Here is a 21,205-nt window from a genome sequence, read left to right as displayed (position 1 = left end):
TTGACCATTCCCGCCCCTCGACTTTCTCCGCCAACGTCCCCTAAAAATTCCTCACAGAATTCCTCGCAGAACCCCTCGCAGGGTGCTCCACAGGGGCAAGAAGATCAGAGCAAGCGCACAGAGACCGTCTCCCTGCTCATCGTGGTGTGGCTCGTTGCCTTGGTAGCGGAGTTTGTGCATCAGTGCCTGAGCGTCATTGCCTCCCTGCTCAACCGCGATCAGCTGCTGGCGCAAGCCCGCGAGCAGGCGGCGGACACGCTGGCTGGAACGGGCCAGGATCTTTCGGATTCCCTCATCCAGTCCGCCGCCTATGGCTCGATTATTCTCTCGGCGCTGTTTTCCTTTGCCATCATCGCGGTGTTGGCCTGGATGCTGTGGTCTTTTAATAAGCCCACCAAGCGGGCGGGGACGGCGCGGCGGTTGTGGTTCTTCTTCTCGCTGTACTTCGGCATCCGCATCGTCTTCGTATTCCTGCTCACCCCCGCGGGCAGCAAAGTGCCGGACTGGCTCTTCGTGCTCGATGGCTCGGTGCAGATCATCGTGGGCGTTGCTGCCGTGATGGGCCTGTTCTTCTCCAGCAGGGAGGAAACGCTCGACTACACAGGCGAGCTCGAGCAGATGCGGGAGATGGAAAAGGAGCTGCAGAAGGCCCGGCGGGAGAGGGAAGAAGAAGAACGTCAGAAGTCTCGTGAAGAGAAGCTCGGGGAGCTGCGCCAGGGGAGCAAGCGGGGCAAAGACGGTAAAGATTCTAATGATGGCCAAGAAGACAAGGACTCTTCCGGCTTTCGCTGGCCCCCGCGCTCAAAGGGAGGCAAGTAGAAGTGACCAGCATGTTCCCGCAACCCGGTCGGCCCGATGACGGCAAGCCGGATGCGGATCGCCCCGGACCTAAGGACTATAACCGTCCCTCTCGCCCTGTAGATAACACCGACCCCAGCGTGGCGCCTCCGGCGCTGGCGTGGGCTTATTGGGTTCTCGTTGGTGCGGCGATTGTCATGCTCACCAGCGCCATGGTCGGCATCTTCGGTGCGGGCGACAGCCAAGGCCACGCTCCTTCAGAGGCCGTGTCCGAGTATCTGCGCAGCAACCGCCGCTTCGTGTCTGGAGTCAATGCCATAGCTGCGCTCGTCATGGCTATAGCTGCCACGCAGCTCAAGAGTGGTTCTAAGTGGCCGCGCCGAATCATCACGGTGGCTATCGCGCTGACGCTTTTCACCAACATCGCGGCCCTAGCGCTGGGCGTTGGGGGCTTGGCCCTGCTGTTCATCCCCATGCTGCTCATGGTGGCGTTGGTGTTGTTGTACCGCCCGGCGGTCAACCGCTTTATCAAGAGTCATAATTACCGCAGCTTCACATAGGTTAGGCTAATTAGCCCCTCTACAACTTTTGATTCATAATGTAGGGCATGCCACAACGTAGCCTTCATGCCTCCCCGCTCATCGACGCGGCACTGGGACACAGTCCCACCCGCCCGCCCGTATGGTTCATGCGCCAGGCGGGGCGTTCCCTGCCGGAGTACCGCCGCGTGCGCGAGGGCATCGACATGCTGGACTCGTGCTTCATGCCGGAGCTCCTCGCCGAGATCACCCTCCAGCCGGTCCGTCGCCATGGTGTTGATGCGGCTATTCTCTTCAGCGATATCGTCGTCCCGCTCAAGGCGGCAGGCGTTGGTGTCGATATCGTGCCTGGCCGTGGCCCCGTCATGGATAAACCAATCCGCAGTGCAGAGGACGTCGCCAAGCTGCCCATTCTGGACACAGACGTGCCAGAGGTCGCCGCGGGTATTGGAATCGTTCTCGATGAATTGCGCGCTGACCAGGCGCTCATCGGTTTCGTCGGGGCGCCATTTACTCTGGCTTCCTACCTCATTGAGGGCGGGCCCTCCAAGAACCACGAGAAGACCAAGGCGCTCATGCACGCCGACCCTAAGACTTGGCACGCGTTGATGCGCCGGCTAGTGCCGACCATCAAGGCCTACCTTAAGGTGCAGGTGGACGCCGGCATTGATGCCATGCAGCTCTTTGATTCCTGGGCGGGCTACCTCAATGAGGCGGACTACCGCGAGTTCGTGCTGCCCTATTCCACCGAGATCCTTGACTCCGTGGCCGGTGTTATCCCGCGCATCCACTTTGGCGTGGGAACCGGCGAACTGCTCGGGGCGATGTCTGAGGCCGGGCCCGAGGTCGTCGGCGTGGACTATCGGGTGGCTATGCATGCCGCCGCCAAGCGCGTGGGCGCGCGGATTCTGCAGGGAAACCTGGATCCGGCTTTGCTCTTTGCCGGGGATGATGCCGTGCGCCAAGCCGTGCGCGTTATCAAGTCCCAGGTGGATGCCGCGCGTGCGGCGGGCGATATCGACGGGCACATCTGGAACCTCGGGCACGGGGTGCTTCCCACGACGGACGCGGAGGCCATCACCCGCGCCGTAGCGATCATTCACGAGGAGGGCTAAATGCGAATTGCCATTGTGGGTGCAGGTTTAGCGGGGCTAAGCGCTGCTTATGAACTGCGCGAGCACGACGTCGATGTTTATGAAGGCTCGGGGAGGATCGGCGGCAAGCTCTACAGTGTCGCTTTTAACGACGGCCCCACGGACATGGGTGCTGAGGCCTTCTTGGCGCGCAATGCCGAGGCAGTGGAGTTCTTCACGGAGTTGGGCTTGGGGGATTCCCTCGTCGCACCTTCGGGGCTTCGGCCCCTGCTCTATGTGGACGATAAGCTGCAGGCTCTTCCCACCGGCGGAATGATGGGGATTCCCTCCTCCGCAGAGAAGATCGCCGCATTGGTCTCCGCGGAGAGCGCGCGGCGCATCGCCAACGAGGAGCCCTTTGAATGGACTCCTGGCGGGGATGTCTCCGTGGGCGCGCTGGTGCGCCAGCAGTACGGCGCCGATGTGGTCGAGCACGTGGTCTCCGCTTTGTTGGGCGGGGTCTACTCCTGCACGGCGGATGATTTGGGCCTGCGGGCCACCATTCCGGGCTTGGCACGGGTGCTCGATGAGCAGGCCGCGCAGGGGTCGGTCACTTTGTCCGGCGCGGTCAAGATCCTCGAGCAATCACGCGTATCTACCCCGGGCAAGGGCGCGCCCTTCCGGGCCTTCCGCGGTGGCTACGCCGAGGTCTATGAGGCCTTGGCGGAGAAGTCCGGTGCGGATATTCACCTGGATTCCTTCATCTCTGGGATTAGTCACCGTCCGGGGGAGGGCTATGTCCTCAAGGGTGCGCCGGCGGATGCCCCGCTTTACGAAGGCGTGGTGCTAGCTACCCCAGCCCCCACCACCGCCCGGCTTATGGCGGGCATTGCCCCGCAGGCCACTGAAGCCCTGCGCGAGGTCAAGCTCGCGAGCTCGGCCGTGGTGGGCTTCAAGTTTGACTCGGATGTGGATCCGGAGGGCAATGAGCTGCCGCAGAACACCGGAATCCTCGTCGCCACCGATCAAGAAGACGTCCATGCCAAGGCTTTTACCCTCTCCTCGCGGAAGTGGCCGCACTTGGCGGAGCGCGGTGGCGCACTCGTGCGTGCCTCATTCGGGCGCTTCGGTGATGACGCCCTCGTGCGCGCCGATGAGGAAACGCTGGTGGACTACGCCTTGGACGATCTCGCGCACATCACCGGCTTCGATGGCCGCGCCGCGGGCGTCTCTGAGATCTTTACCCAGCGCTGGTTCGGCGGCCTGCCGCGATACGACGAGCACCACCTGGAGACCGTGTCCTCGGTTTTGGGCGCGCTGGCGGATGTGCCTAGCATTGCCGTTGCTGGCTCCTGGGTCAACGGCGTCGGAGTTCCTGCGGTTATCGCGCAGGCCAGGGAGGCCGCGCGTAGGATTATCGGCGCAAAATAAAGCGAGCCGCCGCGCAGGGCAACACCCAAGGAGATACACGTGCCACACGAAAACGAGGCTTCTACCTTCAGCGCACCGGAATCGGGGGCGCTGAACTCGGCGGCGCGTGACCTCTCCCAGGCTTACCGCACGCGCCATCCTGGTCGATCCCCGGCCGCTAGATCTGGGGGCGGGGCTCGATTGCTCCGCGCCCGGTGCACAAAGTCTGCTTCGTGCCCAACCTGGTCCGCTCACGGAGATTGAGGCCACGCTATCGCGCGATGGGCAGGAATACTCCGTTGGTCGTGGTGCCGATGTCCTAGGACACCCGCTCTTGCCCTTGGTGTGGCTGGCGCACACTTTGCACGAGCACGGCTCCAGCCTGCGGGCGGGGCAGACGGTGCTCACGGGCAGCTTCTGTGCGGCGGTTCCGCTGCGCGCGGGATCGCACATCCGCGCAGATTATGGCGCCTCTGGTGCACTCGACATCGAGTGCGTCTAGAACAAGAACGCGAAGGCAAGTACGCCGATCGTGCTGGCCAGTAGTAGGCCCGTAGCAGCCTGGGCCTGCCACCGCGCGTAGTTGAAAGCTATGCCGGTGCCGAAGCGCTTGTCCACCAAGACTGCCGGGTCATTCGGGTTGTAATAAAACATGCCCCACTTGTAGTACTTGTCATTATCGGGGCTTTCTGCGTCTTGCTCATGCAGCCCGGCCTTGCGCAGTTGAGCATCCATGGCCGTTTGTGCGCGGAGCTGGTTGATAAGAAGTAGGAGAACTCCCACGAGCGCGCCGCCAGCGGTAATCGCCAGCCCGAGCCACATATAGTCCTGGTAAGCGGGCAGTACGCTGCAGATTTGGGTCACGGCCAGCCCGGCGCTGATGATGAGGAAGAGGTAGCCTATCCCGGTCGTGCTTGCCGCCAGCAAGGCCTGCGCGCGCAACTGCCCAGATATCGAGCGATCGGTGCGTTGGTGCACGGTGGACGCCTTAAACGTCCAGCCAATGAAGAATAGGAGCGCTACGAGTCCGAGTCCTATGAAGCTGGGAAAGAAGGCCGCGCCGATGGATTTATCCGCCCACGCATCGGGCTGCATGCGGGGACCCCAGTGGGTGGCGATGACATCTGGGACCTCGGCCCAGCGTGTAGCCACGGTGATGACTCCGGCGGCAATGAGAGCTAGAGAGCCGATGATGGCGAGCCACGGAATAGTGGGCACCGGTACGTCGACGCCTTGGATAGCAGCTTGGGAGCTGATTCTTCCCGATACCGCGGTCTCGATGCCTTCAAACCAGCCCTCACGCTGCTTGGCGGTGATGAGATCCCTGCGGCAAACCGCATAGGCATAGAACGCAAAGGCAATGAGCAGGAGCGGGCTTGCCGCAGCCACCAGGGGCACACCGGCGGCGATAAGGGCTAGGAGCGCGCTGAGTATTCCGCCGTAGAGCACCCACCTGCGGTACCTGCGCAGGGCATCGCGCACGGGCGGGCTTTGACTAAAGCGGGTGGGAACTCGCACGCCGAGAGGTGCGGCGGGTGAGGTCATCGTGGGCGCATAGATGAAAGCGATGGTGATGACGAGGGTGCTGAACAGCATGGTCAGCGGGAAGATGAGGGTGTCCATGATTTCTCCTATAACTTGGAAATTAAAGATCGAACTGAGTAAATGCCGAGTCGAGCTCGGCGTGGATGGCTTCCTTTTCAAAGCCCTGCGCGCGGGCGAGTGCGGCAAGCCGGCCCAGCTCCTCGCGCAGATGGGCCTCTTGCTCGGGGCTCGGTGGGGAGGGGGGCGCTACGACGCTGCCCGCGCGTTGCGAGGTCTCGATGATGCCTTCGGCGGCCAGGAGGTCATAGGCCTTCTTGACGGTGGCGGGGTTGATTCCGAACTCTGCTGCCACGCGGCGCACAGAGTCCAGCCGGGTCCCGGGGGTGATGTCGCCTTTGGCTATGGCTTCGAGGATGCGGTCGTGGATTTGCTGGAATAGGGGAGTCTCAGACTCCGGGTGGAGGGTGATGAGCATGAGTGCCTCCTTTCTGTACTGCCTATAGTAACACAATCTGTATTACTAAAAGTGATACACAAGCCGTCCATATGCGGTGGTGAAGCGCGTTCACGGTAAATAGTGGCTCTTTTCCCAGGGGCCACTATTTACCGTGAAGGAGCAGCCTGGGCCGTGCAACCTCGCGGAGAAGGCATGAAAAAGCGCCCGCGGACCTCGACAAGCGTGAGGAGCGCGGGCGCAGTGATAGTGGCTAGCAGCTAGGACTATCCCTTATTGCGGAAGACGAAGATGGAGGAAAAGTCTTGGTTCCCGTGGCCCATGTGCTGCTGCTCCTCGAAGCGGGAGATGGCTGCGGCGACGGCGGGCAGAGGCTTTGCGGAGGTCTCCTCCATCAGGCGCGCATCCTTGCACAGAGCGTCCACGGTGAAATCGCCCGGATCGGTATTGCGATCCCCGGTGATGAAGGGGCCCTTCATGTTCTTCATGAAGGCCAGGCCAGTGATGTCGAGCATCTGAAGGATGACCTCGGCGTCGAGGCCTTGGGACTCACCGAGATCGAGGGCCTCAAGCAGCCCCTCGGCGGTGACGGCCAGAGCCAGGTTGGCCAGCAGCTTGCCGGTGGCGGCCGTCGCTGCCGATTTGACCCCGATGAGCTTGTGCTCATCAGCCCAAGCCTCCGCGAGGCTCATGGCCAGCTCGCGGCGCTCGTCATCCGGGGTTCCCACGTAGACGCCGAGCTGACCCGCGCGCGCCGGGCCCAGGGAGCCGATGACGGGGGCGTGGACATAGGAGTCGACGGCGGCGGCGAACTCGCGGGCGACGTCGGGGGAGATGGTGGTGGTGTCGATCCAGGTGATCCCTGCGGGGATGAGGTGCGGCTCGATGACCACCTCGCGGATGTCATCTGGGCCAAAGAGCGAGGTGATGACGACCTCGGCATCGGCGACCGCCTCTGCGGGGGTGGCGGCGAGGCGGGCTCCCTCCTCGACGAGGGGCTGCGCGCGCTCGGGGTGCCTATTCCACACGGTCAGCTCGTGGTTGGCCAGCAAGTGACGGGCAAGCTCGCTGCCCATGCGTCCGGTTCCTAAAAATGCAATCTTCATGATTGATAGTGTGCCATTATTGGGGACAGGCCCGCAGGAAAGCGAGCCCCGGACGACGGAGCCGTACCCGGTAGTGCGACAAGACGGCCAGCAAGGACATCATGTTTGCCTGGTTAATTCTCATATCTTCGGCCGTTTTTGAGGCCGTATGGGCTACCGCCCTTGGCCGTTCCGAAGGCTTTAGCCGCCTGTGGCCCACCGTCATCTTCGTCGTCGCCTGTGTGATTTCGATGGGCGGACTCGCCGTGGCTATGAAGTCCATTCCCGTGGGAACCGCCTATGCGGTGTGGGCCGGATTCGGTGCGGTATGCACTGTTAGCTACTCCATCGCTACTGGTCAAGAGGCCGCCAGTGTGCTCAAAGTACTCTTCCTGGTACTGATCATCAGCGGCATCGTGGGCCTTAAACTCGTGGGCTAGGTGAAAGGCTGCGCCACACTCCCCGGGTATCCAACTTTTGTATAAGGCATTTACCGTTACAATGTGGGCTATGCCTAAATCGAGCGAACAGCCAGTTTCTCAATCAGCTCAGTGGTTCCGCCGGGCCAGCCAGGTCACCCCGGGGGGTGTCAACTCTCCCGTGCGGGCCTATGGATCCGTCGGCGGGCAGGCGCGGTTCATCGCCCGCGGCCAGGGATCTCGTCTCTGGGATATTGACGGCAACGAGTACGTCGACCTCGTTAGCTCCTATGGTCCGATGATTCACGGCAATGCCCAGCCTGACATCGTTGCCGCGGTCCAGCGCGCCGCCACCAAAGGCCTGAGCTTCGGCGCCCCCACCGAGGCGGAGACGCTTTTGGCGGAGCACATCGTCGAGCGCACCGCCGTGGAGGAGGTGCGCCTGGTCAATTCCGGTACGGAGGCGACCATGTCTGCAGTACGCCTGGCCCGTGGTTTCACTGGCCGCGCCAAGATTTTGAAGTTCGAGGGCTGCTACCACGGGCACGTCGATGCGCTCTTGGCTTCGGCAGGCTCCGGGGTGGCCACCTTTGCCCTTCCGGATTCACCTGGCGTAACCGGCGCTGCGGCGGCGGATACCTTGGTTGTTCCTTATAACGATCTCGAGGCAGTGCGCCGCGCCTTCGCGGAGAATCCGGGCCAGATCGCCTGCATCATCGCCGAGGCCGCAGCCGGAAACATGGGCACGGTCGCGCCCCAGGAGGGCTTTAATGCCGCGCTTGCCGAAGTCGCCCATGCCGACGGCGCCCTGCTCATCCTCGACGAGGTCATGACGGGCTTCCGTACCTCTTATCGTGGCTGGTACGGCGTCGATGGAGTGGCACGTGACCTCGTCACCTTCGGCAAGGTGGTCTCTGGAGGTCTGCCGGCTGCTGCTTTCGGCGGACGCGCTGAGATCATGGAGTACCTCGCGCCGACTGGGCCGGTCTACCAGGCGGGAACGCTCTCAGGAAACCCCGTGGCTATGGCCTCCGGCCTCAAATCCCTGGAGCTGGCGAATGAGGAGCTCTACCCGCGCCTGCAAGCTCAAGCGGATCGCCTTACCAGCATGATCACCCAGGCCTTGAATGAGGCTGGCGTGGAGCACCACATTCAGCGCGCCTCCTCGATGTTCTCCATCCGCTTCGCCGAGGGGCAGGGGCATAACTTCTCCGACATGAAGGCCGCGCAGACCTGGCGTTTTGCCCCCTTCTTTCATCAGCTTTTGGAGGGCGGGGTGTATGTTCCGCCTTCAGCTTTCGAGACCTGGTTTGTCTCTGACGCGTTGAGGGACGAAGATTTTGAGGTAATCGAGCAGGCTCTTAAACCCGCAGCACGCGCCGCCGCCGCTGCAACGCCCCCGCAATAAGCCTCGGGAAGCGTGAAAGGAATACCCATGTCTAGCACCATCGTTCACCTCGTGCGCCACGGTGAAGTCTTCAACCCAGACAAGATCCTCTATGGCCGTATCCCCGGCTATCATCTGTCTTCCCGCGGCCACTCCATGGCGGCGCGGACGGCCCAGGCCTTCCGCGGGCACGACGTCACCTATCTCGCGGCCTCGCCCTTGCAGCGCACCCAGGAAACCTCGCGGCCCTTTGCCCAGCTCACCGGGCTCGATGTAGAGATAGAACCGCGCCTTATTGAATCGGGCAACCAATTCGAAGGCCTGCGCACCAAGGGCTGGAACTCCCAGCTGTGGAATCCGCGTTATTGGCCGCAGCTACGCAACCCGGCTATCCCGTCTTGGGGAGAACCTTTTAGTGACATCGCCGCCCGCATGCTCGACGCCGTGGCAGATGCGCAGCGCAAGGCCGAGGGGCACGAGGCCATCTTGGTCTCCCATCAGCTGCCCATCGTCATGGTCCAGCGCAGTGTCTTGGGAAAGCGCCTGCCGCACGCACCGTGGAACCGCGAATGCGATCTGGCCTCGGTGACTTCACTGGTCTATCAAGACGATCAGATTTCCGATATTTACTACTCCGCACCAGCGCAGGCAATCTAAGATGTCACGACTTACTACAGCGGCCCTCATTGCATCGGCGTGCCTGACGTTGTCCTCCTGCACGCAGGACGCGGACAATGCGCAGAACGCTGTCGCCTCGGGCGGCACCTTCGAGTTCATCTCGCCGGGCGGCCAGACGGTTATTGATTACCCCGCGGAAGATCGCAAGCCCCTGTCGAATTTCAGCGGCCCGGATCTGCGGGATCAGAATAAGACCATTTCCTTGGAGGACTTCCCGGATCAGATTGTGGTCCTCAATTCCTGGGGTCAGTGGTGCGCGCCGTGCCGCTCCGAATCCGATGATCTGGATTCCATCCATGCCCAGCTGCAAGAACGCGGCCTCGGCACGGTGCTCGGCATCAATGTGCGTGATTACAATCCGCAGATTTCCTTGGACTTCCTTGAGGACAACGGCTTGGAGTACCCCTCCATCTACGATCCGCCTTTCAAGACTGCGGCGGCGCTGGGCGGCGTGCCTACCTCGGTGGTTCCCACGACCATCGTCCTGGATAAGCAGCACCGTCCTGCCGCGGTATTCCTCCGCGAGATCACGGAGAAAGACGTCATGGAGGTCGTCGACAGGTTGGAGCAGGAGTAGATGCTTGTCACTCTCGCTGCCGGCATAGGGGAGACCTTTGCCGAAACCGCGGCGGCTGGCCCCCTTCTGCTGGGCATCCTCGCCGCGGCGGCCGCAGGCCTCGTCAGCTTCGCCAGCCCCTGCGTCGTCCCGCTCGTGCCCGGCTATATTTCCTACCTGGCCGGCGTGGTCGGCGGTGAGGTGACGTATGACGAGAAACTTGGGGTGGGCGTCGGCAAGCGCAGGCAATGGGCAGTCGTTGGTGCCTCCTTGCTCTTCATCCTCGGTTTTACCGTGGTATTTGTGCTGGCCACCGTCTCTGTTTTTGGCGCGATTTCGGCCCTGACGTTCAATGCGGATGTGCTGATGCGCATCGGCGGCGTGGTAACCATCCTCATGGGCGTGGTCTTCATGGGGCTCGTGCCTTTCTTGCAGCGTGATACCCGCATGGCTCCCAAACGTTGGAGCACATGGCTGGGCGCGCCCCTGCTCGGCGGGGTTTTCGCCCTGGGGTGGACGCCGTGCCTAGGACCCACCTTGGCCGCCATCATCTCCATCTCGGCGGGAACGGAGGGCATGACCGCGGTTCGCGGGGCAGTGCTCATCGTGGGCTATTGCCTCGGCCTGGGCCTGCCTTTCCTGCTCGTGGCGCTGGGCTCGGCGCGGGCCATGCGCACCATTTCTTGGATGCGTAAGCACTCGCGCACCATCCAGATTATCGGCGGCCTCGCCATGGTTTTAGTCGGACTGGCGCTGCTGACCGGCGCTTGGGGCGCGTTCATCAACTTCATCCGGCAGTGGACTGTCGAGTACGGTGCGACCTTAATCTAGGTCGACTAGAGGAGAGAAACTTCTGTGATTTATATCCGCAAGGCCTGGCGCTGGCTCACCAGCATGCGTACCGCTTTGGCGCTGCTGTTCTTGCTGGCGATAGCGGCGATTCCAGGTTCCCTGCTGCCGCAGCGCGAGCTCAATGAGACCAACGTCAACGAGTTCATCGAGACCAACGGCAACATTGCCAAGATCTATGACAAGCTGCAGCTTTTCGACGTCTTCTCCTCCATCTGGTTCCAGGCCATCTTCGTACTGTTGATGATCTCCCTGGTGGGTTGCATCCTGCCGCGCTCGGTGGAGCACTACCGCGCGTGGCGTTCCCAGCCCACCCGGGCCCCGAAGTACCTGACTAGGCTGCCTCTTAACGCCTCCGGCAGCAGCGATCGGTCTGTAGAAGAGGTCAGCGCTGAGGTCCGTAGCATGCTTAAGAAGTGGCGCGTTTCGGAGTATTCTCCTGCGCAGGACCGCGCCGGTGCTCTGTCCTTCTCCGCCGAGCGCGGTTATGGCCGCGAGTTGGCCAACCTCATCTTCCACGTCGCGCTCGTTGCCATGTTGGTGACCGTGGCGGCGGGCCGGCTCGCCAATTACGAGGGCCAGGTCATCGTGGTCACCGGATCCGGCTCGCAGGAGGAAAGTGCTGCTAGTGGGCAGAACACGGAGTTCTGCAATACGTCCACCTCAAACTTTGATTCCTTCAGGGCGGGCGCGCTTTTCGACGGCACCGGGCTCCACCCCTTCTGCATTCTCGCCCACGACTTCAGCGCCGACTACCTGCCCAATGGGCAAGCCGAGATGTTTAGCTCCAATATTTCCTACGCCGAGGGCGATGACATCTACAGCGATAGCTCGCAGTGGAAGGACTATGAGCTCAAGGTCAACCATCCCTTACGACTGGCCCAAAACCGTCTCTACCTCCAGGGCCACGGTTACGCACCGACTGTGACGGTGCAGTGGCCGGACGGGGAGACTCGTACCCAAACCATCCAGTTCCGCCCGGATGATCTCACCAACTTCCTCTCCTCGGGTGTCATGCGCTTTGATCCGCCGGCCGGAATGTACCCGGAGCTTTTTGACCGCCGCCAAAACCAGCTGGCTATCCAGGGACTTTTCGCCCCGACAGCACAGTGGTCCGGAGAGAACGGTCAGCTGCTCACCTCCTCCTACCCGGCACTGACGGATCCGGCCCTGGCCATCGACATCTATCGCGGTGATGCCGGTCTAGATACGGGCTCGGCGCAGTCCATCTTCTCGCTTGATTCCACGCTCGTGCACTCGGGCCAGCTGCAAAAGATTGACCGCGTCAACCTCACGCAGGGCGAATCGGTCACGCTTGATGATGGAACGAAGGTCACTTTCGACGGTGCCTCCCAGTTTGCCAACTACCAAATCTCCTATGACCCTTTCCAAAAGTGGGTCCTTTTCTCCACCGTCATCATGCTCGTGTCCTTGGTTGGTTCCCTGGTGATAAAGCGCCGCCGCGTGTGGGTGCGCCTTCGCCCCAATGCCACCGGTGGCACCGACGTGGAGATGGGCGGCCTGGCTCGCACCGACCGCGCTGGTTGGTCGGAAGAGTTCTACGAGCTCTACCGCCATCTTCTCCGCCTGCCTGATCCGGACGAGGTGGAAGAGGACGACATTTACGTAGACGACTAGGCTGCTTCGTGGCCGCAAGTTCTTCTACTTCAGTTCCCCCAAGTCCTCCTCCAAAAGTTTGATTCCTACATTGACGCCGAGTAGGGTATGAAGGAAAACGCTTTTACTGCTCATACGCTAGATTCCAAGGTGCTTTATGCAGGTTAACCAGAATTTGTCTTATTTTTCGGACGTCTCCGTCCAAACCGCTTTCGTCATCTATGCCCTGGCGTTATTCTTCGCCGCTTTCTATTACGGCAAGATTCAGAGCGTTATCGACGGCCGTCGCTCACGCGATGCGGCGAAGGTGAACGAGGAACCCAAAGTTCTCGTCGGTGCTGGGGCGGAGGCAACAGACTCCGTTCCCCCCGCTACTGATTCATCGGATCCAAACAGCGCTGACCAGGAAGTCAGTTCCTTAGAAGAACTGGCTGCGCGCGAGGCCAAGGCGAATAAATTCGGGGGAATGACGCAGTCCCTCATCTGGCTTGGAGTTGTCTTGCATGCGGTCGCCATCGTCCTGCGCGGGCTGGCCACCGGCCGCTTCCCCTTTGGCAACATGTATGAATACGTCTTGATGGTCACCGCCGGTGTCATTGTTATCTCCTCCATAGCGTTGCAGCGCAAAGAATGGCGCACGCTGTGGCCGTGGATTCTCACGCCTGTCTTGGCGTTGATGTTCTACGGTTCCACCAAGCTCTACGCCGAGTCCGCTCCGGTCGTTCCCGCCCTGCAGTCGCATTGGCTGCCTATCCACGTCACCGTGGTCTCCCTCGGAGCCTCCCTCGGCATCGTGTCCGGGATCGCCTCACTGCTGAGCATGTTGCGGCGTTGGCAGTCTAGGGGCACGGAGCACGGTGTCTTTGGAAAACTGGCTAAGCCTCTGCCTTCGGCTAATAAGCTCGACCAACTGGCATACCGTCTCGCCGTCATAACCCTTCCCACCTTGGGATTGGGCATCGTGTTGGGTGCCATCTGGGCCGAAGCTGCTTGGGGGCGTTTCTGGGGTTGGGACCCGAAGGAGACGGTGTCCTTCGCCACCTGGATCCTCTACGCGGCTTATCTGCACGCACGGGCTACGCCTTCCATGCGCAAGATTGCCCCTTGGATCAACATCGCCGCCATGGCCGTGATGGTATTCAACCTATTCTTCATCAACATGGTCGTATCAGGACTGCACTCCTACGCGGGGCTAAACTAGAGTGTCTGAGGTCCACCGTCCCCGTCATAAGCAGGGAAAGCCGGCCGGAGACAATCCGGTGTTGATTGCCTTGGGCGCGCAATTTGCGCAGCACCGCCGCGAGCTAGGGATTTTGCAGCAGGAGCTCGCGGATGCCGCAGGCGTATCCCGCTCAACGTTGCATACCATCGAGCACGGTGCGGCCGGGGTGCGCTGGGAAAAAGTATTTGCCGTAGCGCACGCCCTCGGCCTTGAAATGGCTTTTATCCCCCAGGAAGACTCCCGCAAGGATTCTGAAGCCTAGTCCTGGGCTTCATCCTCGCCGCGCTGTTTGCGCTGGCGTTCTTCCTCTTTTTCTTTGGCGCGGCGCTCCTTGAAGCGCTGCTTTTCAATATTCCAGAGGAATTCTTCATCGTCATCTGGGCCTTTGATTTCTCGCCGCGGATTATCCTGGACCTCACCGCGCCCGTTCTTCTTCCAAGAGGAAGGACCAAAGGCTTTCCACACCAGGTAGACGGCAAGCACAATCAGAACAATCAGTATCAAACGACCCATAGGCCCCATCCTACTTAACTTGCTAAGTGGCGCCGCGTAGAATCGAGTCCCATGAATAACGAAGCTGCCCCCTTGAACACCCCGGAGCCCCCGCTCCCGGATCCGCAGTTGCGTCGGCGCTCCCGGGTTGCCCTGTGGAAGTACGGCATCGCCCGCGTTTTGCTCTTTATCGTGCTGGCTGTCGTTATCCAGCTGCTCTCCATGGCGGTGGGTTTCCCCATCCCTGTGCTCATTTCTGCGCTGCTAGCACTCTTTGTTGCCTTGCCGCTGTCCATGCTTGTATTCTCGCGCTGGCGCGTCGAGGCCACCGGAACCTTGGCCGAATACTCCGCACAACGCAAAGCACACAAGGCCTGGGTCCAATCGGAGCTCGCCGGGCGCTAGTGCCCGAAGAGGAATGCAATCACTAGCATCACCGGCAATGAGGCGAAGGTCGTGATGAAGACCGTATCGCGCGCCACGCTCTGCCCGCGTTGGAAGGTCGCTGCATAGTTATAGACCTGCTGCGCTGTCGGCAGCGCACAAAGAATGACTGCCGCATAAGTGTGTTCCGGGCTCAACCCTAAGGCGAGGCTGAGGCCATAGGCCACGGCGGGCAAACCCACGAGTTTCAGCGCCGTGGCTGTATAGGTCGCGGGCCGCGAGCTGCGGTCGGAGAGCACTCCCGCGGTCTTGAGGGAGGCACCGAAGCTGAGCAGGATAAGCGGGATCGAAGCCCCGCCGAGCAGCGCCAAGGGCTCCATGATGGGCGCGGGGATATGCCAGTCCTGCCAAGCCACTATGAAGCCTAAGGCTGAGGCGATAACCATGGGCGATAAAAGCCCCGTTTTTATCCCTCCCAGCAGGGATTTGCCGCCAAGGGCACCCAAGATGAGCGGCGTGAAAAGGACCATCTGCACAAAGACGGCCGGGATGGCATAGGTCGAATCTCCCAGGACGTACTGGCTGACGGGAAGCCCGATGTTGACGGCGTTGAAGTAGCTGGCCGCCGCAGCACCCGAGGCGAGCTCGGCGATGCCCTTGCGCCAGAAGAATGCGGCGTAGATGGCGGCGACGATGACCGCGGATAGGACAATGACAACGATGACGGGGGAGAGCACTACTCCCGGGTCGGAGCGCGCGACGGAGCTAAAAAGCAGGGCCGGCGTGGCGGCATAGAAAGCCACCTTGTTGAGAACGAGTCGCTCGCGGTCAGAGGAGATGACGCCGCGGGCGGCTAAGAACCAGCCAATGAAGATGACCGCCAGGATGATGGAGAAAGCAGTGAGTACTCCCAGCATCTAGATTCCCAACCCAGCCGCGATGAACAGCGCGGCCGTAACCACCACGGACCAGGCCAGCATTGCCCGCCCCGTCATGCCAAGCACCGGGATAAGCTCTGGGCCGCGTGCGCCCCGGTTGACGGTACGCACGGACTTGAGTGCCAGCGGAAAGTAGACCAATCCCACCAGAGCCGGCCATGCGCCTATCGCAATGCCCAGCGTTAGGAGGCAGGGCAAGAGCAGCAAGAGTGTGAACAACAAGCGGGCGCGGGAATCACCCAGGCGCACAGCCAGGGTGAGTTTCCCTGCCTGAGAATCGGAGGGAATATCGCGAATATTGTTAGCGAGGTTGACCGCCGAGCTCATAGCGCCGATTCCCACCGCCAGGGCCACACCCGTCCAAGTAAGCGTCCCGGCCTGGGTGAATTCGGTGCCCAGTACTGCGACTAGCCCAAAGAAGACAAAGACTGCGACCTCGCCCAGACCACGGTAGCCATAAGGGTTCTTGCCCCCGGTATAAAACCAGGCGCCGGCGATGCACACCGCGCCGACGAGGATAAACCACCAGGCGCCGGAGGTCAGCGAAAGAGTCACCCCAGCCAATCCGGCGAGGGCAAAGGAGCCAAAGGCCGCGTACTTGACGTGGGCGGGTTTAGCCAGCCCCCCGCCGGTGAGGCGCTGCGGGCCGGTGCGATCATCATCCGTTCCGCGGATCCCGTCGGAGTAGTCGTTGGCGTAGTTGACGCCGATGATGAGTGCCCAGGCCACGATGAGTGCAAGCAGCGCCCGCCCCCAATGCACGGAGCCATACGCCGCTGCCGCTCCCGTACCTGCGACCACCGGAGCAAAGGCGTTGGCCCAGGTATGGGGCCGGGCGCCTTCTAACCAGTCTTGAGCGGTTGCGGAATACGGGGGAGTGGGCTGATTCATAAAAGCTATTGTGCCACGCCCCTGTGCACCGGCTTTCTTTCGCCCGTGTCCTGTCGCCAGTCCACAGCGGCATGGCTAACGATGTCACCACAGCCTAAGAAGCCTCTCCACGCCTTGCCCAGATACAATGAGCGCCATGGATCTGAGCACCTTGCACGAGCGCACACAGGACTATTTGAAAACGCTGTGGGGCTTTGAAGAGCGCAATGGACTAGGCGCCACCATGTCGCTCGGTGATCTTGCCAAGGCCACAGATCAGAAGCTGCCAACCACCTCCGAGGCGGTTAAGCGCTTGGCGGCCAAGGGGCTAGTGGAGCATGAGCGCTACCTCGGGGTGAGGCTGACGGAGGAGGGCCGCGGCCTCGCCGTCATCATGGCGCGCCGCCACCGCCTACTCGAGACCTTCTTAATGCAGACGCTCAACTATTCCTGGGACGAGCTCCACGAGGAAGCAGACATGCTCGAGCACGCGCTCTCAGATAGATTCGTGGCGCGAATCGACGAGCTTTTGGGCTATCCCACCCGCGATCCCCACGGGGACCCCATCCCGGGGGCCGATGGTAGCGCGGAGCCGCTCTCTCGCCTCCTGCTTGGCGATGTCGCGCCGGGCATCCCCGTCATCATGGAGCAGGTCAACGATTCCGATCCGGAGTTCCTGCGCTACCTCGACTCGAAGGGCGTGCGCCCTGGCGTGGAGTTGCAGATAGTCTCCGCCCCAGTGGCCGGTCTTTTGGAAGTATCCATCAACGGCGGTGCTGACAAAGGCGGCGCTGAGTTCTCCATCGGCCTGTCAGCCGCCGGCGATATCGCGGTGCGGGAGAAGGCTGAAGACTGAAGATCAAGACCTAAGAACCGGCAGCGCTAAAAAGCTCGCGTACGGCGCGGCGATCGATCTTGCCCGGGCCGGTCAACGGCAGCTCCTCCACCCGCTTTAAGTCCTTCGGTACCTGCCAGCGCGGCACCTCTGCATCTTCGAGGGCGACCAGGATGTCCATCAAGGAGGCGGCGCCGGTATAGGCGGCCACGATGGCCTGCCCCAGCCGCGGGTGTGGCACGCCGACCACGCAGGCCTCAGCCACGCCCGGCACCATGAGCAGTTCCTTCTCCAGCACCTCGGGGTGCAGCTTCAACCCGCCGGAGTCGATGACATTATCCAAACGGCCCGTCACGTTAAGGTGCCCGTTCTCAATGAATCCTCCATCGGAGGTGATGAACCAGCCGGGTTCGGAAAAGGCTGCGTGGCCGGGCAGATTACGGTAACCGTGGGCGATGGTGGGCCCGCCCAGGCGAATGCGCCCGTCGACGACGCGAACCCGGGTACCTGGCAGCGCCACGCCGTCGTAGACGCACCCGCCCGCGGTCTCGGAGGCGCCGTAGGTCGCGCGGAGTGTGATGCCGAGCTTCTCCGCGCTTACGCGCAGCTGTGGGTTGAGAGGGGCGCCGCCGATGAGTACGGCGTCGAAAAGCGCGAGCGCCTCAATTCCCTCCAATGTATCCATCGCCTTCGCCAGCTGCAGCGGGGTCAGCGCGGTATATGCGCGGTCCCCGGTGCGCCCCAGCACGTGGGCGGCGCGCGCGAAGGCCGACACATCAAAACCTGCGCTGAGGTCCAAGCACAGGGGATCGACCCCGGCCACAAGGGAGCGGATGAGCACCTGGATGCCTGCGATGTGGTGACCAGGCATGGCCAAAAGCCACTGACCCGGCCCACCCAGCGCCTGGTGGGTGGCATCGGCGCTGGCCACCACGTTAAGCGGGCTGATCTGCGCGCCCTTCGGCGTACCCGTGGAACCGGAGGTGGCAACCACCAGCGCTATCGCATCATCGATGGGCTCACCCGCGCGCTGCGTATTGCGCAGCACGGTCGAGCGCGTGATATCACCTTGGGGCAGCGGCAGCACCGACGTCTGACCGGCAATGGCCGCCTCCAAATCGGGCAAGATTGCGGCCGGATCGTGGGGATTAATGGGCAAGGGGGCAAGGATATGACTCACCCGAGACATTTTAGCTACCGGCCATAAGGATCGCGGTCATCGTCCTCATAGTCGAAGGGACGCTCGTTCTTCTTCGCCGCATCGCGGATACGCCGCAGCATCCACACACGCAGCACAAGCACCGCAGTAATCGCCAGTATGGCGAGAATCCAGGCAAAGTACATCATGGATTGCAGATACTACGCCACAATCGTTGAAATGCTTTGCCCCTAGCTAACGAGTCCAATTTTGAGCCGCGCGTGACTTCTGTTCTCAAAACCCCTGATAGACTTCCAGGTCACAGCCCTACAAACATCGGACAGCTGGGGTTCAGTTCTCAAAACCCCTGATAGACTTCAGCCCGGACACATCGAAACCGAGGACGTGCTGGGGTTCAGTTCTCAAAACCCCTGATAGACTTCCGACGCAACCGCTTCCGCATCCTCCGAAGCTGGGGTTCAGTTCTCAAAACCCCTGATAGACTTCAAACGCTTGGGAGGCTGTACCTTTGACAGCTGGGGTTCAGTTCTCAAAACCCCTGATAGACTTCTTGGGGGCCACGACGTGCCAGATGCGAGGCTGGGGTTCAGTTCTCAAAACCCCTGATAGACTTCGGCGCATCACCCACCAGGATAGGGACTGGCTGGGGTTCAGTTCTCAAAACCCCTGATAGACTTCCATTCACGATGCGGTGCTGTGGCACGATGCTGGGGTTCAGTTCTCAAAACCCCTGATAGACTTCCCGTCCTTGGTGGTGTGGGCGATTGCCAGCTGGGGTTCAGTTCTCAAAACCCCTGATAGACTTCGTGGTGCTAAGCGCTGCTGATGTGGGCGGCTGGGGTTCAGTTCTCAAAACCCCTGATAGACTTCTCTCACTCATGCTCGACACGGGGCATCAGCTGGGGTTCAGTTCTCAAAACCCCTGATAGACTTCCGAGAGTGTCGGACATGGGCTTTACTCAGCTGGGGTTCAGTTCTCAAAACCCCTGATAGACTTCGGACGTGAGTTCGTAGCAACGCGATGCGGCTGGGGTTCAGTTCTCAAAACCCCTGATAGACTTCGACGTCGGCGCGGGTGACGAACACGGAAGCTGGGGTTCAGTTCTCAAAACCCCTGATAGACTTCACATCGAGACGATACCCAATGGTCGGCTGCTGGGGTTCAGTTCTCAAAACCCCTGATAGACTTCCATTGTGCACTTTCTCCTTTTCCAGGCGGCTGGGGTTCAGTTCTCAAAACCCCTGATAGACTTCTTCGCGCCTGCTGCTGCTCATCTGCCTGGCTGGGGTTCAGTTCTCAAAACCCCTGATAGACTTCGAATCGCTATGTACCCCATCTCAAACTCGCTGGGGTTCAGTTCTCAAAACCCCTGATAGACTTCGAGAAGAAATGACCATCACCATCACCACGCTGGGGTTCAGTTCTCAAAACCCCTGATAGACTTCTGGCGTTGCCATGCTCGGCACACTTTCTGCTGGGGTTCAGTTCTCAAAACCCCTGATAGACTTCCCCCAGCTTGGACGCACCGACCCCGGGCGGCTGGGGTTCAGTTCTCAAAACCCCTGATAGACTTCAGGATGGTCTGAAAATGGCCTTTTTCCTGGGGTCTCTTTAGTGATCTCCGATTAAAAAATGACAAGTTGACTCGGCGGCTCGTCTCCAGAACCTACTTTTCCTTTCGAGAATCGGATCATTTTAGACCACTGCGTATCGGTTACTGAAAGAACTCGTATGTCTCCACCGTTCGGCAACTGCGTCTTCAGTTGTTTTACTGTGGCAGCAACACGTGATGACAAGGGAAAATATTGGACATAAACGCTGAACTGAGCTCTGCAAAATCCGAGGTCTAGGAGATGGTTCCTAAAGCGATTTGCTGCACTGGTTTCTGCTTTTGTTTTGACTGGTAGATCGAACATTACAACGCACCACACTGGGTCACTTCCCTTCGCCGGCATCTAACAATCCTTTCCACCGAGGCACACTTAGTTCGCGAATATCGCCCTCGACGTAGAGCCCATATTGTTGAGCGAACTCATTGAACACCGTGGGAAGCGTTTTCCCAGAATTGTCGAAAGCCGCAGAAAGCCCTTTTGAGAGGTACTGTTTGACAGATGCATTGAGTTCTTCCCCGTGGTCTACTCGTGTAAATACGAGTTGATCAACCATGGGCCGAAAAGGTTCCATCAGATCATCTACAAGGGCGAACGCGTTGCCTCTACCATGGTGAAATACTCCCAGTGCGCCCGCCAACCCGGCGCCGGATATTGCTCGTATACCGTAACCTCGTAAAAGGGTATATCCGTAGTCCAGTGCCGAGTTCCATCCTGAGATTCCCGCACCAGGGAGTCTAGAAAAAGAATGATTGCCGCTAACTAGGGGCCAATAAAGCCGAGCAGCCTGAGCCTCAAAATTCTCTGGGTCACCAGACCTTACTTTTTGAGATAACCGCAATAAATGCGGAGAGGTCTTTCCTGTTGTTTGAAGTAGACAGCTATGTTGACCCGAAATCTTCGATGACACAATTTTTGACCATGCTTGCTTCTTACGAGGGATAGACAATTCTGCCTGGGATCGATGGCGTACCCCGATTCTCGTATGGTCACGCCAAGGTATTGCGCCGGCTGTGGGCACGGAGCGCCAATCGCAGACTAATAACGCGATGTCATACTCGCTTAGCTTCGTGATAACAGCGCCAGATACGCTTGTTTGGATGCCGATGAGGACCACTGCTATTTGGGCTAGCGGAAAAACTATATCGGTGCGCTCGTCATACTTGTGAATGACGAGCTGACCCCTCTTGTATCGAAGCGACCCCTTTAGAGCAATGCAGTCTAGAACCCTCCATCCAGAGTTCATGACTAGCTAGCCTTCCACTGGGGTTACCCTCTTGTTGT

The 21,205-nt window shown here is 60.5% G+C and carries 25 protein-coding genes, 1 CRISPR repeat array and 1 riboswitch; of the genes, 15 read left to right on the top strand and 10 right to left on the bottom strand.

Going from position 1 to position 21,205, the window contains the following annotated elements; genetic code table 11:
• The 5 genes from B2696_RS01070 to B2696_RS01050 all read left to right on the top strand — a co-directional run bounded on the left by B2696_RS01070 (position 1) and on the right by B2696_RS01050 (position 4,322).
• The gene (locus B2696_RS01070; RefSeq protein WP_174775520.1) at positions 1 to 819 is read left to right on the top strand and encodes a hypothetical protein; all 819 of its coding nucleotides are present in this window, start codon (positions 1 to 3) and stop codon (positions 817 to 819) included.
• An 11-nt stretch (positions 820 to 830) separates the two neighbouring features.
• Positions 831 to 1,358, top strand: coding sequence for a tellurium resistance protein TerC (locus B2696_RS01065; RefSeq protein ID WP_286953441.1), 528 nt, complete (start codon positions 831 to 833; stop codon positions 1,356 to 1,358).
• Between the two features lie 47 nt (positions 1,359 to 1,405).
• Positions 1,406 to 2,452, top strand: coding sequence for a uroporphyrinogen decarboxylase (gene hemE / locus B2696_RS01060; protein ID WP_286953439.1), 1,047 nt, complete (start codon positions 1,406 to 1,408; stop codon positions 2,450 to 2,452).
• Entirely contained in the window at positions 2,453 to 3,841 is a 1,389-nt protein-coding gene (locus B2696_RS01055; protein WP_286953436.1) for a protoporphyrinogen oxidase, read from the top strand. It begins immediately after the preceding gene.
• Positions 3,842 to 3,947: 106 nt separating this feature from the next.
• Positions 3,948 to 4,322, top strand: a complete 375-nt coding sequence (locus B2696_RS01050) for a hypothetical protein (RefSeq protein ID WP_286953434.1) — start codon at positions 3,948 to 3,950, stop codon at positions 4,320 to 4,322.
• Here B2696_RS01050 and B2696_RS01045 read toward each other — a convergent pair.
• The 3 genes from B2696_RS01045 to B2696_RS01035 all read right to left on the bottom strand — a co-directional run bounded on the left by B2696_RS01045 (position 4,319) and on the right by B2696_RS01035 (position 6,925).
• A complete protein-coding gene (locus B2696_RS01045; protein ID WP_286953432.1) occupies positions 4,319 to 5,443 on the bottom strand; it encodes a DUF1648 domain-containing protein in 1,125 nt (374 codons plus the stop codon). The genes B2696_RS01050 and B2696_RS01045 overlap by 4 nt on opposite strands.
• A gap of 22 nt (positions 5,444 to 5,465) precedes the next feature.
• Complete coding sequence (locus B2696_RS01040) at positions 5,466 to 5,840, bottom strand: GntR family transcriptional regulator (protein WP_276623210.1); 375 nt, start codon at positions 5,838 to 5,840, stop codon at positions 5,466 to 5,468.
• 245 nt (positions 5,841 to 6,085) lie between these two features.
• On the bottom strand, positions 6,086 to 6,925 hold the full coding sequence (locus B2696_RS01035) for an NAD(P)-dependent oxidoreductase (protein ID WP_286953430.1): 840 nt from the start codon (positions 6,923 to 6,925) through the stop codon (positions 6,086 to 6,088).
• A gap of 25 nt (positions 6,926 to 6,950) precedes the next feature.
• Positions 6,951 to 7,017, top strand: a riboswitch (guanidine-III (ykkC-III) riboswitch).
• Between the two features lie 9 nt (positions 7,018 to 7,026).
• On the opposite strand from B2696_RS01035, the gene B2696_RS01030 reads away from it, so the two are divergent.
• The 8 genes from B2696_RS01030 to B2696_RS00995 all read left to right on the top strand — a co-directional run bounded on the left by B2696_RS01030 (position 7,027) and on the right by B2696_RS00995 (position 13,894).
• Positions 7,027 to 7,344, top strand: a complete 318-nt coding sequence (locus B2696_RS01030; protein WP_075729057.1) for a DMT family transporter — start codon at positions 7,027 to 7,029, stop codon at positions 7,342 to 7,344.
• 61 nt (positions 7,345 to 7,405) lie between these two features.
• The gene (gene hemL, locus B2696_RS01025; protein ID WP_286953428.1) at positions 7,406 to 8,731 is read left to right on the top strand and encodes a glutamate-1-semialdehyde 2,1-aminomutase; all 1,326 of its coding nucleotides are present in this window, start codon (positions 7,406 to 7,408) and stop codon (positions 8,729 to 8,731) included.
• 27 nt (positions 8,732 to 8,758) lie between these two features.
• Positions 8,759 to 9,367: a histidine phosphatase family protein gene (locus B2696_RS01020; protein ID WP_286953425.1), complete on the top strand. Its 609-nt coding sequence runs from the start codon at positions 8,759 to 8,761 to the stop codon at positions 9,365 to 9,367.
• A 1-nt stretch (position 9,368) separates the two neighbouring features.
• Positions 9,369 to 9,965, top strand: a complete 597-nt coding sequence (locus B2696_RS01015; protein WP_075729060.1) for a TlpA disulfide reductase family protein — start codon at positions 9,369 to 9,371, stop codon at positions 9,963 to 9,965.
• Complete coding sequence (locus tag B2696_RS01010; protein ID WP_075729061.1) at positions 9,966 to 10,775, top strand: cytochrome c biogenesis CcdA family protein; 810 nt, start codon at positions 9,966 to 9,968, stop codon at positions 10,773 to 10,775.
• A 24-nt stretch (positions 10,776 to 10,799) separates the two neighbouring features.
• On the top strand, positions 10,800 to 12,431 hold the full coding sequence (locus B2696_RS01005; RefSeq protein ID WP_286953421.1) for a cytochrome c biogenesis protein ResB: 1,632 nt from the start codon (positions 10,800 to 10,802) through the stop codon (positions 12,429 to 12,431).
• Between the two features lie 136 nt (positions 12,432 to 12,567).
• A complete protein-coding gene (gene ccsB / locus B2696_RS01000) occupies positions 12,568 to 13,611 on the top strand; it encodes a c-type cytochrome biogenesis protein CcsB (RefSeq protein WP_286953419.1) in 1,044 nt (347 codons plus the stop codon).
• Between the two features lies 1 nt (position 13,612).
• Complete coding sequence (locus B2696_RS00995; protein ID WP_286953418.1) at positions 13,613 to 13,894, top strand: helix-turn-helix domain-containing protein; 282 nt, start codon at positions 13,613 to 13,615, stop codon at positions 13,892 to 13,894.
• On the opposite strand, the gene B2696_RS00990 is transcribed toward B2696_RS00995, so the two are convergent.
• The gene (locus B2696_RS00990) at positions 13,891 to 14,145 is read right to left on the bottom strand and encodes a hypothetical protein (protein ID WP_286953416.1); all 255 of its coding nucleotides are present in this window, start codon (positions 14,143 to 14,145) and stop codon (positions 13,891 to 13,893) included. The two genes, B2696_RS00995 and B2696_RS00990, sit on opposite strands and share 4 nt — an antisense overlap.
• A 51-nt stretch (positions 14,146 to 14,196) precedes the next feature.
• On the opposite strand from B2696_RS00990, the gene B2696_RS00985 reads away from it, so the two are divergent.
• Positions 14,197 to 14,529: a DUF4229 domain-containing protein gene (locus B2696_RS00985; RefSeq protein ID WP_075729066.1), complete on the top strand. Its 333-nt coding sequence runs from the start codon at positions 14,197 to 14,199 to the stop codon at positions 14,527 to 14,529.
• Here B2696_RS00985 and B2696_RS00980 read toward each other — a convergent pair.
• Both B2696_RS00980 and B2696_RS00975 read right to left on the bottom strand, forming a co-directional pair.
• A complete protein-coding gene (locus tag B2696_RS00980) occupies positions 14,526 to 15,425 on the bottom strand; it encodes an AEC family transporter (RefSeq protein WP_286953414.1) in 900 nt (299 codons plus the stop codon). The two genes, B2696_RS00985 and B2696_RS00980, sit on opposite strands and share 4 nt — an antisense overlap.
• Complete coding sequence (locus B2696_RS00975) at positions 15,426 to 16,337, bottom strand: 1,4-dihydroxy-2-naphthoate polyprenyltransferase (RefSeq protein ID WP_075729068.1); 912 nt, start codon at positions 16,335 to 16,337, stop codon at positions 15,426 to 15,428.
• Positions 16,338 to 16,473: 136 nt separating this feature from the next.
• Here B2696_RS00975 and B2696_RS00970 point away from each other — a divergent pair, with 136 nt between their 5' ends.
• Positions 16,474 to 17,172, top strand: coding sequence for a metal-dependent transcriptional regulator (locus tag B2696_RS00970; protein WP_286953410.1), 699 nt, complete (start codon positions 16,474 to 16,476; stop codon positions 17,170 to 17,172).
• Between the two features lie 10 nt (positions 17,173 to 17,182).
• Here the strand turns inward: B2696_RS00970 and menE are convergent, their stop codons facing one another.
• The 4 genes from menE to cas1 form a co-directional block, all read right to left on the bottom strand.
• Complete coding sequence (menE, locus tag B2696_RS00965; RefSeq protein WP_376778862.1) at positions 17,183 to 18,340, bottom strand: o-succinylbenzoate--CoA ligase; 1,158 nt, start codon at positions 18,338 to 18,340, stop codon at positions 17,183 to 17,185.
• Positions 18,341 to 18,345: 5 nt separating this feature from the next.
• Complete coding sequence (locus B2696_RS00960) at positions 18,346 to 18,498, bottom strand: hypothetical protein (RefSeq protein WP_170216823.1); 153 nt, start codon at positions 18,496 to 18,498, stop codon at positions 18,346 to 18,348.
• Between the two features lie 70 nt (positions 18,499 to 18,568).
• Positions 18,569 to 19,885: direct repeats of the CRISPR family, unit length 36 nt; unit sequence GCTGGGGTTCAGTTCTCAAAACCCCTGATAGACTTC.
• Between the two features lie 51 nt (positions 19,886 to 19,936).
• On the bottom strand, positions 19,937 to 20,266 hold the full coding sequence (cas2, locus tag B2696_RS00955; RefSeq protein WP_349679248.1) for a CRISPR-associated endonuclease Cas2: 330 nt from the start codon (positions 20,264 to 20,266) through the stop codon (positions 19,937 to 19,939).
• Positions 20,247 to 21,167, bottom strand: coding sequence for a type II CRISPR-associated endonuclease Cas1 (gene cas1 / locus B2696_RS00950; protein WP_286953403.1), 921 nt, complete (start codon positions 21,165 to 21,167; stop codon positions 20,247 to 20,249). The genes cas2 and cas1 overlap by 20 nt, the downstream gene beginning before the upstream one ends.
• Positions 21,168 to 21,205: the final 38 nt, after the last annotated feature.

This window comes from Corynebacterium sp. UBA4397, from assembly GCF_002390965.1.
GTDB classification, from domain to species: domain Bacteria; phylum Actinomycetota; class Actinomycetes; order Mycobacteriales; family Mycobacteriaceae; genus Corynebacterium; species Corynebacterium flavescens.
Note: the sequence above shows the minus strand (reverse complement) of the source record. Positions and strands in the feature narration are given on the sequence as shown.